The organism is Nostoc sp. (genome assembly GCF_036917975.1).
GTDB lineage: Bacteria > Cyanobacteriota > Cyanobacteriia > Cyanobacteriales > Nostocaceae > Nostoc.
Genome location: NZ_JBALEJ010000083.1, coordinates 1 through 11704, shown reverse-complemented (window position 1 = coordinate 11704; position 11704 = coordinate 1). Strand labels below are relative to the sequence as shown.

Annotated in this window: 12 protein-coding genes; 6 read left to right on the top strand and 6 right to left on the bottom strand. The window is 40.9% G+C overall.

Annotated elements, in window-relative coordinates:
* Positions 1-195 precede the first annotated feature (195 nt).
* Together V7K76_RS28280 and V7K76_RS28275 are read right to left on the bottom strand one after the other, a co-directional pair.
* Positions 196-516 carry a hypothetical protein gene (locus V7K76_RS28280; RefSeq protein ID WP_334954087.1) on the bottom strand — a complete coding sequence of 107 codons (321 nt, stop codon included), beginning with the start codon at positions 514-516 and terminating at the stop codon, positions 196-198.
* 65 nt (positions 517-581) lie between these two features.
* Positions 582-1091 (bottom strand): hypothetical protein, encoded by a 510-nt coding sequence (locus tag V7K76_RS28275; RefSeq protein WP_335030280.1) that lies wholly within the window; start codon positions 1089-1091, stop codon positions 582-584.
* 150 nt (positions 1092-1241) lie between these two features.
* Here V7K76_RS28275 and V7K76_RS28270 point away from each other — a divergent pair, with 150 nt between their 5' ends.
* Both V7K76_RS28270 and V7K76_RS28265 read left to right on the top strand, forming a co-directional pair.
* Positions 1242-1472, top strand: a complete 231-nt coding sequence (locus V7K76_RS28270; protein WP_334954085.1) for a hypothetical protein — start codon at positions 1242-1244, stop codon at positions 1470-1472.
* A 47-nt stretch (positions 1473-1519) separates the two neighbouring features.
* Positions 1520-1978 carry a DNA-binding protein gene (locus V7K76_RS28265; RefSeq protein WP_334954084.1) on the top strand — a complete coding sequence of 153 codons (459 nt, stop codon included), beginning with the start codon at positions 1520-1522 and terminating at the stop codon, positions 1976-1978.
* Between the two features lie 744 nt (positions 1979-2722).
* On the opposite strand, the gene V7K76_RS28260 is transcribed toward V7K76_RS28265, so the two are convergent.
* The gene (locus V7K76_RS28260; RefSeq protein ID WP_334954083.1) at positions 2723-2947 is read right to left on the bottom strand and encodes a hypothetical protein; all 225 of its coding nucleotides are present in this window, start codon (positions 2945-2947) and stop codon (positions 2723-2725) included.
* Positions 2948-3272: 325 nt separating this feature from the next.
* On the opposite strand from V7K76_RS28260, the gene V7K76_RS28255 reads away from it, so the two are divergent.
* Together V7K76_RS28255 and V7K76_RS28250 are read left to right on the top strand one after the other, a co-directional pair.
* The gene (locus V7K76_RS28255) at positions 3273-4112 is read left to right on the top strand and encodes an SDR family oxidoreductase (RefSeq protein ID WP_334954082.1); all 840 of its coding nucleotides are present in this window, start codon (positions 3273-3275) and stop codon (positions 4110-4112) included.
* Between the two features lie 341 nt (positions 4113-4453).
* Positions 4454-6304: a 3'-5' exonuclease gene (locus tag V7K76_RS28250; protein ID WP_334954081.1), complete on the top strand. Its 1851-nt coding sequence runs from the start codon at positions 4454-4456 to the stop codon at positions 6302-6304.
* 226 nt (positions 6305-6530) lie between these two features.
* Here the strand turns inward: V7K76_RS28250 and V7K76_RS28245 are convergent, their stop codons facing one another.
* From V7K76_RS28245 to V7K76_RS28235, 3 genes are all read right to left on the bottom strand, one after another.
* Complete coding sequence (locus tag V7K76_RS28245) at positions 6531-7082, bottom strand: hypothetical protein (RefSeq protein ID WP_335030279.1); 552 nt, start codon at positions 7080-7082, stop codon at positions 6531-6533.
* Positions 7083-7383: 301 nt separating this feature from the next.
* The gene (locus tag V7K76_RS28240) at positions 7384-7815 is read right to left on the bottom strand and encodes a hypothetical protein (protein WP_334954079.1); all 432 of its coding nucleotides are present in this window, start codon (positions 7813-7815) and stop codon (positions 7384-7386) included.
* A 492-nt stretch (positions 7816-8307) separates the two neighbouring features.
* Positions 8308-9420 (bottom strand): phospholipase D-like domain-containing protein, encoded by a 1113-nt coding sequence (locus V7K76_RS28235; protein WP_335030277.1) that lies wholly within the window; start codon positions 9418-9420, stop codon positions 8308-8310.
* 280 nt (positions 9421-9700) lie between these two features.
* Here V7K76_RS28235 and V7K76_RS28230 point away from each other — a divergent pair, with 280 nt between their 5' ends.
* Both V7K76_RS28230 and V7K76_RS28225 read left to right on the top strand, forming a co-directional pair.
* Positions 9701-10138: a hypothetical protein gene (locus V7K76_RS28230; RefSeq protein ID WP_335030275.1), complete on the top strand. Its 438-nt coding sequence runs from the start codon at positions 9701-9703 to the stop codon at positions 10136-10138.
* Between the two features lie 89 nt (positions 10139-10227).
* Positions 10228-11574 (top strand): hypothetical protein, encoded by a 1347-nt coding sequence (locus V7K76_RS28225; protein WP_335030273.1) that lies wholly within the window; start codon positions 10228-10230, stop codon positions 11572-11574.
* Positions 11575-11704: the final 130 nt, after the last annotated feature.

Here is an 11704-nt window from a genome sequence, read left to right as displayed (position 1 = left end):
GCCACTTCTGCTTCATCCAGAACCTGCTTTGCTGTAGTGTAAGCTGGCAATGTGTAGCGTGAGCGGATTGATGAAGGGAGATTACCCTCAATTTGGGTAGCATCCCCAACTCTTAAATCCGTTGATACTACTCCATCTCCTTTACTACCAAATAAACCAGGAAGCCATTTTCCTAACATTTCTTTCCCCCTCTAACTACTTAAAATTGGTATAAGTTTGCTGAACTTGTTGAACTTGTGAGCCGATATATCGGGTTATGCCATATATCCCCATGAACGAAAACATTAAAACGGTCATTGCTGCGATCGCAGTTTGAGCCATCATCCCTCGTTGCATCAATTCCTCAATCTGTCTATTGGAATGCGATCGCGCCTTTGACTCATCAATAAGTTGCTGGACGACTAGGAATTCTTCTGTTGTCAGATTTTCTAGTGTTAAGCCGGACAGACTCAACTCGCCGTCCTTCTTCAGGTGAATATTTAATGCTTTGCGATGGGTTTGTTCTTGTTGCTCCATAGATTGCCACGCCCAATACAAGAGTTAATAGCAGCAGATTGAGTACTGCTGCTAATCCAATAAATTTACTCGGCTGCATTTGTTGGGCTAATGCCGAAAATCCCCGCAACGAGTTCGTTACCGATTGCACGAAAGGAGTCTACGTCAGCTTCCTCCTCCATCGCCTTAGAGACAAACTTACTCACCACGTCCTTGGGGGCATTGCGAATCGTTGATAACAACTGGTCAGCTTTATCAGTTGTGTAAGCATCAATCCCGACGTTGAGAACATCCTCCAGAGATTGAATTTCTTGATTTGAAACCTGGGATGCATGAGCGATCGCTCCTTGCAATGGAGGAGCGGATTTACGGCGGGGTGAGTTTTTACCGAGTTTCCCGACCGTATTCTTGGATTTGCCATTAGTAGTGATCAGAGCAGTTGCTTTCTTGGCTTGTATAACTTGCATTGCGAGTTCTTGGGCTTCGGCATCATTTAAATTATCAACATCCATGCCAATAGCTGATGCGGCGGACAAAATATCGTCGTCATCAAACTCAATCCCTTGCAAAGTGAGTATTTGTTTGATTTTCTCCATGTTATTTTGTTTCTTATGTGGTACTAAACCACTAATATAGTCTAATATTAGCTACATAGCACATAAGAACCAGAAAATATTTATTTGTAGGGTTCTTGTCCCATAACCAATCTCATTTGATAATCTGGGTGATTAAATATGGATGCAACAATGCCTAGAACAAAAGCACAGGGAATGACCAGGATTGAACTTTACGTGCCAACAGCACTATTTGAAGAAGCAGAAGAACTAGCCGAGTTTGAAGGTTGGAAATTATCAGAATTGCACCGTGTATTTTGGGAAAACGGTTTTGGCGTTTATGTCGAACGCAGTAACAAGAGAATGATTAACAAACGTCTTCGTTCTAAGGTGATAAACGACACTGAGGCTGTAGAAGACTAAAACGGAGCGCCCAGGGAAAACCTGGGCATTAGAATATCGGAGGCAATATGTATCAAGATATGTATAACCTTGCTTGGGTAAAAACAGCTTGCGAACACGTCTTAGGTAAAAGTATTAGTATTAGAGCTTGGCGAAAATGGTTAAGGATATGTGGTGTACAGCAGTACGCCCGACAGGTGAGATTGAAAGAATGCTGCTATTTGTTAGGGCTTGCATATCTCAAAAGTCAAAATCTGTTCAAAAGGTATTCTTTGTCAGACGTTTCATTGTTACTCAAAAAGGATCAAGAGCGTTTTGCCCAATTTGGCATCAACCTAGAAGAACCAGATTTTCCGTTATCTGGGCGAGAACTTCCGAATTATATCTACGACAGAACAAAGCGTAAAATCAGCTTGCGAACTGTGTATCGTTGGGCTGAAAAACACAGTATTCCCTTCTCTGTATCGAGAATTATTCCCCCACAAGAACTAATTAGATGGCTGGAATTAGGAAATGCTGCTTCTTGAAAATGAAGTCAGAATTCGGAACCAGGAATTAGGACGCTCTTTACCAAACTTTAGAAAGCACCACTTTTTCGGTCAGAATACCTTTCTTGTTTCCTGACTCCTGACCGAAACAATTCAAAATTCAAAATTCACGCATTGAAGAATAGCTCAGTAATTTTGAATTAATTAATTCAGCTTACTTGCCCCTAAATTCATTTATGGAGATAAAGATTTATAAACTTGAAGTTCTGTGCCCCTGCATTTATGCATGGGGTATTAATTTTGAATTTTGAATTGATAATTTTGAATTCGAGCGAAGCGAGTGACTCTTGACTCCTGACTCCTGATTTCTAGCCGCTCTTTTTTTTGCACTGCTCTGTCGCAAAGTGGCACAGAATTCCGGCAGGTGTGCCGTGACATCCAAAAACCTTGCTATGTATGGATGTCACAAAAAGCGGCATGATGTCAGCAACGCCCAGAACCCTTGTTTTTCCGTTAATGTCACAAGAAGCGGCACAGTTGCTCTGTGACATAAGCGTGCAGAGACGGTACTCAAAGCCATACAGAATGGGTGTCACGCGAAAAGCGGCCCACTTGACGAAAAAAAACAGGAATAAAAAAAGCCCCGTTTTTAGGGCTTTTTTATAAAGTGGGATCGACAGCCTCTGATGCTCACAGAACGCCTGCTTTTAAGTCTGGGATTTTCTACACCCTATCCCTTACAAGCTTTTCATGACTAATGCTGAATTTTATTTCCTAAGCTTTCTATTTTTTACTTTGCAAGTTTTTCTTTTTCTTTTGTTTAGGGCACTCGATATCGACCATCAACCCATGCTCAAATACAACAGTGTGTTTTGGATCTGCTCCATCACAAAGGAGAGTTTTTTTCTGTTTACTCATCAACTTCATTTCCTTAATTGTGTTCTCGAAAAAATGAAGTTCATAGCCACAATCACACTCAAATGATGAAGGGAATATTTCTTTGGGCATAAACTAATCGAAAAAATTATATTTCCTTGGCATTTTTTTCATAATCCCATAGATTGGGAAACCATTGCAGCAGATTCGTTAAGGAAAGAAATTATACATCAAGCGGCTAGTGAAAAAATTTCCGCATAGTCAAGCTCATCGCAATAATCCCATTTGAATTACTTTTTTGTTTTGCCAACAAGTGTGTGCTGTTTAACCTAGCCTTTCTTCTAGGTTTCCAATATTTAGACTTTGTGGGACGATTAAGCCAGTATTTAAACTCAGCTTAAACATTTTGTTCTGAAATGTGATCTAAATTTATCACTACACACAGGAGTGCTTAATCATGGTGCAGGACGAACTAAAGAACAAAGTAGCTTTGATTACTGGTGCAAATAAAGGTCTGGGGCTGGAAATGAGTCGCCAACTCGGACAACATGGATTGACAATTCTGATAGCGGCCCGAAACTTAGATGCAGCTAAAACAGCAGCAAGTAACTTAGAGAATGAAGGAGTAATAGCTCACCCAGTTGCCCTGGATGTCACTGATAGTGATCAAATTGAATCTGCCGTTCAACAAATTAGTGACTCTTTTGGTAGGCTTGATGTCTTGATCAATAACGCGGGTGTGTTTTTAGATGGTGATTGGTTAACCAGTAATGCTAGTTCTATTTCTGTAGACATTATTAGACAGACATTTAGCACCAACTTTTTTGGCTTAGTGGAATTAACTCAACGAGCATTGCCGTTAATATTGAATAGTCCTAGCGGTCGAATTGTAAATATGTCGAGTATTGAAGCCTCGTTAACCCTTCATGCTGACCCCAATTCATTCATCTATGATTCCAAACCATTTGCTTACAATGCTTCTAAGGCAGCAGTGAACTCATTTACGATTCATTTAGCTCATGAGTTACGCAATACTCCGGTGAAAATTAATAGCGCTCATCCGGGTTGGGTAAAAACGGAATTAGGTGGTGAAGGTGCAATGATGGACATCGCATCAGGTGCGAAAACTGGTGTTGAATTAGGGGTTCAGCCGGGATACCTGCAAATTGGGACACGTTGTAAAGTTATGTTACGCAGATGTTTGCAAATGCTTGATTTTACGTTGTTTAATACCAGATTGAGTGTGTCTTCTCTTGTGAAAACATTCCCTAAAAAGGTCATTTATGGGCAAGTTTAAGAGACTGAATAGCGTGAAGAATTGATTTTAGCGTACAAAATTTGAATATCCCAATACCATTTTTGGGCAAGTTAGTAAATCATTAGACTACGTTGCGTAATATTTATTTACAACGTGTCCCAATTTGCAGGTATCCCGATTGAACCTACAGTCATATGCCATAGCCCCAATCAAGCGAGGAAACCCCAAGCAGGCGTAGCCCGTCGCAAGCGATCGCACCCATTATTAAGGGAAGACTAACAGTAGGAGACGCTCTGCGCGATCGCCCTCCCCATTCTTAGAGGAAACTCCAAATCATACTTGCTATGGCCACCCTAATTCCCTCATTCAATAGCTGCTCAATGAGAATGACCCCTGGCGAGAGGAGGTTAGCGCAGCGCTTGGAGGAAAAATTAGAGAATGACTATTTACTTTGGTATGACGTGCCAGTAGGTAAAAAGCAACTGCACCCAGATTTTATCGTGCTGCACCCTAGCCGGGGCTTGTTCATCCTTGAGGTGAAAGACTGGAAACTAGACACTATTCAAAATATCAACCCCTCCACAGTTACACTGCTTACTGAAGACGGAATAAAGGAAGTTAAACACCCACTACAACAGACAAGAGATTATGCCCTAGCAGTCAACAAGGTGCTAGAAAAAGATTCTCTTTTGGTGCAGCAGGAAGGTAAATATCAAGGCAAGCTGATTATCCCCTACGGTTACGGCGTAGTATTCACCAACATCAGCCGCAAGGATTTTGAGCAAAGCGAACTACCCGCAGTGTTTGAGTCACACTTAGTTATCTGCAAAGATGAGATGTATGAAAAGGTTGATGCAGGGGAATTTCAGCAACGAATTTGGGATTTATCGGCATATCAATTTGGTAAAACCCTCACTCCTCACCAAATAGATAGAATCCGTTGGCATATCTTCCCAGAATTACGCATTACTGCCAAACAGTTATCTTTGTTGGATTTAGAAACCGACACTGAAGAAACGCCGCAGTTGCAAATCCCCGACATTCTCAAAATTATGGACTTGCAGCAAGAGCAGCTTGCAAGAAGTTTAGGTGATGGACATCGGGTAATTCATGGCGTGGCTGGCTCCGGGAAAACCATGATTTTAGCCTACCGTTGTCAGCACTTATCTCAAGTCAGTAATAAACCAATTTTGGTACTGTGTTTCAATGTCTCCCTTGCTGCCAAACTCCGGCAGGTGGTTCAAGAAGACCCGCACAAAATCAGTCGCATTAAGGTACGACATTTTCATGGCTGGTGCATGGATTTACTCAAAAAGTATGACATCCCTAGACCCGATTCTAGAGAGTATCAAGGTGATGCTTATGTAGAAGAACTGGTTCAAAGAGTAATTACCGCCCTTGATGCCAAGTTAATACCGGCTGGCACTTATGGCGCTGTGATGTTAGATGAAGGTCACGACTTTAAACCAGAGTGGTTAAAGTTAATCGCCCAAATGGTCAACCCCGAAACCAATTCTTTGCTTATCCTCTATGATGATGCCCAAAACCTCTACGGAGAAAAACGCAATAAGAAATTTAGCTTCAAGAGCGTAGGCATTCAGGCACAGGGACGCACCACCATATTTAAACTCAACTACCGCAACACAGAGCAGGTGTTAGGGGTAGCCTATGAATTTGCCAAAGAAGTCATGACCCCCACCACCGGGGATGATGACCAAGTGGTATTGGTAGAACCGACTAGTGCTGGAAGACAGGGAGCAGTGCCAGATTTAATTAAACTCCCCAGTTTTCAGCATGAGGTAGATTACCTAGCAGGGCGAGTGCAACAATTACACGAGCGAGATATCCCCTGGAACGAAATAGCAATTATCTATCGCTCCAACTTTATGGGCGATGCCTGCGGCGGGCTACGCCTACGCATCTACAACGACTTCCAACAAGCCCACATTCCGGTAGAGTGGGTAAACGCCAACAGTGACAGCCGCAACTATAACCCAGCCGAGCAAAGCATCAAACTCATGACTATGCACTCCAGCAAAGGGTTAGAGTTTCCTGTGGTGTTGATTCCTGGTGTTGGTTATATGCCCCATCAATACAACACACCAGAAGAAGAAGCACGACTATTGTATGTTGCAATGACACGGGCAATTGAGCAGTTGATTCTGACTTGCGATCGCCCTTCAGCATTTACCAGCCGTTTGGAGACAGTATTAGACAAAGGTCGCAGTTAAAGCAGCATGATTCTTAGAGGAAACTTTATGGGTCAGTATGAGCGTAGTTTACCGCCTTTGGCATCGCTCCTCACAATTTACCAGCCGTTTGGAGACAGTATTAGGTAAAGTAATTTGATTAGCGATCACTCTTTATTCTTAGAGGAAAAAAGCGATCGCTAATCAAGAGAGGATAAGTTAAGGATGCGTAGTTTAGCAATCGCGCTCAAGCCTAAAAATCAGCAATTTAACCAAGATAAGGATATTGTGGCGGTTTGATTTTCAATAATTCTGTCCAGTATTTTATAGCATTATGTTTGGTGGTTTCGATGTCACGCAATTTGTGAACTCTGCCTATTTCCATTAGAAAATATGTAAGTTTAAGAGCAGTAAGTAAGTTAATTAACCCTACCGCTTGAAAATTTTGTAAAAATAAGTGGAGCAGAATTTTTAATTTTTGTTTATGACGAAAATACATCCACCATTTCATTTGATGTATGGCGATACTGGTTTGATAAACTAATGTAGTTTCTACTTGGGTTAATTTATCTTTAGCTTGATAATAAAACTGCATTTCTTTGTCAAAATCACCTGCTTGTTGAGCTAAAGCAGCATCATCCGCTAATTGATAAGCTTCACTAATTAAATTACCTGCGGTTTGTGCCTGTTGTTGAGTATAACCAAGTTTCATATATATAGTAGCTACTGCTGATGCCAATTGGGCAAACTCCTCAGCATCATGTAACCAATATATTTGTGCTTGTAATTCCCCTAGTGTGGCTGCTAAAGTCTCATTCATATTCAATCTAACTTTTCCTATAAGGCAATCTGGTAGTGATTAACCACACCAGTATTTTAGGTCTTAAGGGTTTCCTCTAAGAAACTGAATGCATAGCGATCGCCCATCCAAGTAAGGAAAGATATCAGTAGAAGCGTAGCTTGCCGCCGCAGGCATCGCCCATCAAAGGTAGAATCTGAAAAAATGCTCCGGCACTCAGAGGGATTAACAACAGATCACACCAATTGAAACCTATGTATGATTGTGGAGAATATTTTAAGTATATACACTGTTAAATCCCAGCTACTCTCTAAGGATTTTGTCATACTGTGACCAAATTGATGTGGTACTTTTTAGAGTCACTTTGAATACGTATAAATTCATTTAATGGATTATAAGTATCAAAATTTCTCAAATTTTCCTTTTTATTTACAGCATTTTCTAAATAACTTAAAGCTAATGTTGAAGTGACATAAATATTTCCGTGTTGTTTGAACCCTTCTATTACTTCAGCTTCAGGCGGATAATCTTTTACTAAATGTTCGGCTAGATACCCTTTTAAAATTATTCCTCTCAAGCCCGTTTCTTTGTAACCTTCCTTAGCTGTCATCAACGATATACCATCAGCATCAAGATGATGAAAATTATCATAATCCTCAAAAAACGGGCAAACAATTTTCATGAGATTTTTGACAGGATTTTTAACTTGACCGTAGTTTGGATCTTGCTGTTTTCTTCGTTTGGATTCACCCATGATATATCCCCTAATTAATGCTAGGATTGTACTCCTTTCTACTTGAATCAGCACTAAAGTAATTTAATTGGTAGTTGCGTAGGCGTACCCCACATTCAAGCGAGGATGCATGGCGTAGTTTACCGCCGCAGGCATCACTCCTCACAATTCACCAGCCGTCTTGAGTCAGCACGCTTGTAAAGTAGTTTGATTGCGATCGCTCTCCCGATTCAAGCGAGGAAAAGTTAAGGATGCGTAGTTTACCGCCTTTGGCATCGCTCCCCAGCCCAAGCCACCAACAACGGCGCGAAAAGATAAATCACCGGAACGTGCCGCCCCTCAATCAAGCGAGGAAAATACAGAAACAAACAGAAATTGAAAAAAGCAAAGTTCGTATTATCGCTCCTGGTGGTGGACGTAAACCAGAAATGTCTCCCAAAGAAGGGGTCTGTTTATGTCTAGTTTCGCCCTGTTGGGTTTATTCAGGAGATAGTGATCCGGCTGTTGCTGTGACTAGACTTTGCTATAGTGCGCCAGCAGTTGGTCAATGTAATCGCTATATTGCTCTGCCAAGCTCGGATCATGTAACACAACGATATTTTCAGCATTTTGTGTAGCACTGCGAGAAAAGTTAAAACTGCCGCTGACCACAATGTTGTCACATACTACAACCTTATTGTGCATGAAATTGTGCTTGCTGTCTGGTTTATAAGGCTCGGAGTGCTTACCAACTAGATGAGATGATACCTCTTTAAAAGTTTCAGCAACACCAACACTTGCTTCTGTTTTGAGCCAAAGTTTCACCACATGAGACATTTGTGTAGCATCGTATACTCCACTCAAATCTTTCACCTGTTTGTGTCTGAGGGCATCATCAAGTGCAGCGAGAATTGCATGAGAAGTAATCATCATGGAAGCAATCTTGATTCGGTTTTTTGCTGAACCAATCAAACTAGAGATGATGTGGTCAATAGTCTGACCCTCCCCTGGCGAGAAAGCGAAATCAACTTCAGTTGAAGCAATATAAACTTTACCAGTATCCCCAACACCTGTGGTCTTGATATTGCCACTCACCCACAATTCCTGAAAGTCAGTTTCATAGTATGAGCAAAGCTGCGGTGAAGAAATTTGCAATATATTGTTATCTTGGTAAGTCCAAGCATCATCTGTAAAGTTAGCTGAACCAGTCCACAAAGTTGCTTCACTGGTATTCACATCTCGAATGACATATTTATTATGCATCAGCTTTGAGCCAGCAATGCTCTTTATTTCAACTTGAGTTCCCTCAAATACACTTTCTAGGAATGCTTTGGTTCCTTTCGGTGCTGGATCACTGCCACTAGCGATGAAGGGATCAACTGTTTTAGTTTCAGGTTTTCCATGATCAAAGGCAATTCTCACTTTCACACCCGTTTGGGCTTTATTCTTAAGTGCTGTAATTACGGGTTCTGCAAGGGTTGATTCTGTTAAACGAAAATCATAGATTGCAATGTGTAGATTTGACTTTGCTTCATCAATAAACTCGGCTAATTGTTCTGCAATCTTCTGTGGTTGCCCTTTGTTTCCACCATGATTTACATCTGTTAAGAAAGTCGGATTAATTGCTGAACTCACTTTTTTTGACATAAGCCAGTCCTGTTTGAGTTATTTGCTTTTACTGTACTCCAGATTGATGAAGTAGTTGAAAAATAAGTGAAGTAAAGATATTAAATAAATCTGAAGTTTATCTAAAAACCAGATAGATTAATATTTGTTTATCTGGAGTTTAAGTTAGGTTTAAGTTAGGTTTAAGTTGAGGATGAGTGGATTTGTAAAATTGTATCTCATGTATACTTTTGAAAGCCTTGCTTTGTGATTGACTGAAAAATGTCTAGTAAAATTTTTCAACTCCCAAAGGTAGTGTTTTATGAGCAACTTTACCAAAGCAACAAGATACCTAAATCATCATCGTTTCAAGCATTCTCTGGGCGCACCACTAATTCGAGTAGTTGGGGATATTGAAAAATTGTTTCCGGCTCCAGAAAATCATCATGGTGCGAATCATCAGCATTTAATTTTAAGCAATATTCAGGTTGAGCATACTGAGGGATTTCCAGAAGGACTGGAAGTGAACAATGAAATTTTTGTGGCTATTCGCTTCGGCGATAATGAAGGGTTAGTAGATCCAGTACCATTCATTGCAGGAGAACTAGCACGGTTACAGGGTGAATACATAGACGTATCTATTGCCTATGCGACAGAAGATAATCCCGGTTTGTCTGTACTGCATTTTACTCATCATCCAGTGGGTTTTGTAGAATTTCCCATTCGTAGTCAAGATTCACACGGGCCAATTTACACCTAAATAAGTTGCAGTTGCGTCTAGGAAGTAAATTTTCTAGAGGCAACTGCAATAGAGGATTAATCTTTTGTAACTAAAGGCTGATAATCTCCATGAAATCATCTCATCTTCTATTATTAGTAAGTTTATGCTTGAGCTTATTATTGTTGGTCACATCTTTACGAGCAGAGGAGGGACAAGGCAAACTCAAAGGCTTTGATGTCATGAGCAATAACACCAACCAACAGGTATTGGGAGCGGGTAATACTGAAGCGATTAGGCTTGCTGAAAAATCCCCCTTAGTGCAGTCAGCGAAAATTTTTTTGGTAAACCAGACAGAGAAAATAAAAGATATCAAACTGAGAAAAGCCACACTTGATGCAATTGATAATCCCACAACCTGTATCATGCATAGATCCGGATTAACTGATGGGAAAAAGCAGGAGATTGTAGAGCAATTGCTCAAAGTCGGCTTGGTAGATGCGGCGGACGATATGACCTTTCCAGGTGGACTAATAGCTGGAATTTTCCCACCAGTTAGCAATGATGGTAGTGTCTGCCCTCAACTTCCCCAGTCTTTTTTCTCTGCACCTGGAAGTGGAAATAACAGTCACCATACTTATCCCGGAGGACTACCAATACATGAAGCATTTAATAATATTAGTAATTTGAGCTTTGCGAGTAACTATCGGCTAATATATGGTCAAACAAATAGTAATGGTTTACCAATTGTCAATCCAGATAGTGAAAGTAAAGTAGATTCAGACATTTATATCAGTAACGACCTATTAATTGCAGCACCAATCTGGCATGACTGGGCTAAATCAATAGTTTTTCAGTGGAATGCTTCAGGCACTGAGTTTCAGGAGTTGAACTTCGGTGGGAATGGTAAAACAGACAATTATGGTGCGTCGGGCGATTCTAGAACTGGTGGTCATCACATCATCAGTTTGGCAGAGACGATGAAGCGAAAGTTATCCCCAGAGTTTGTGATTACTCAAGCTTGCGCTCACTCATCTCCCACTCTCGGTAACGAGTACAAGGTAGTTAACTGGTTACATACTGCTGCGATTGTGGCTGGAATTGACCCCGTAGCCCAAGGTTACTTATTCATGGATAAGCAACACAAAATGCGTTTGCCGATAGTCCGTAAAATTGGCAACTTCTCACCACAAGCAAATTCTTCACAAACTAACTTACTGGCTGAGTATGCCTTCCATAATCTGTCAGATGCCGATTTTGTTTTATCAATTCCGGCTGTTACTACTGTTCAAGAGCAATTGAGAGCGATCGCTCCCCAGTTCGGCTACAATCCTACGGATACAAAATACATATTACAATTTCGCAATCCTGTGCTAAGTTACTTGTCTGCCGAACGGTTGCTAATTATTTATAGCAATCATGGAGTTGATGGTGTGATTACAGAAATCAGGAAGCTCAGTCAGAAAAAGATTATCTAGCTCGACTAAAATTTGGGAGTTCTGGCATAAAGCAATAGGGTGCGACTCTTTTAGGAAGACGCAGAATAGATTTAGACAGGCATTGCAATGGTTGGAGGGGAAATAGAACAACGAGCTTGAATGACTCGCT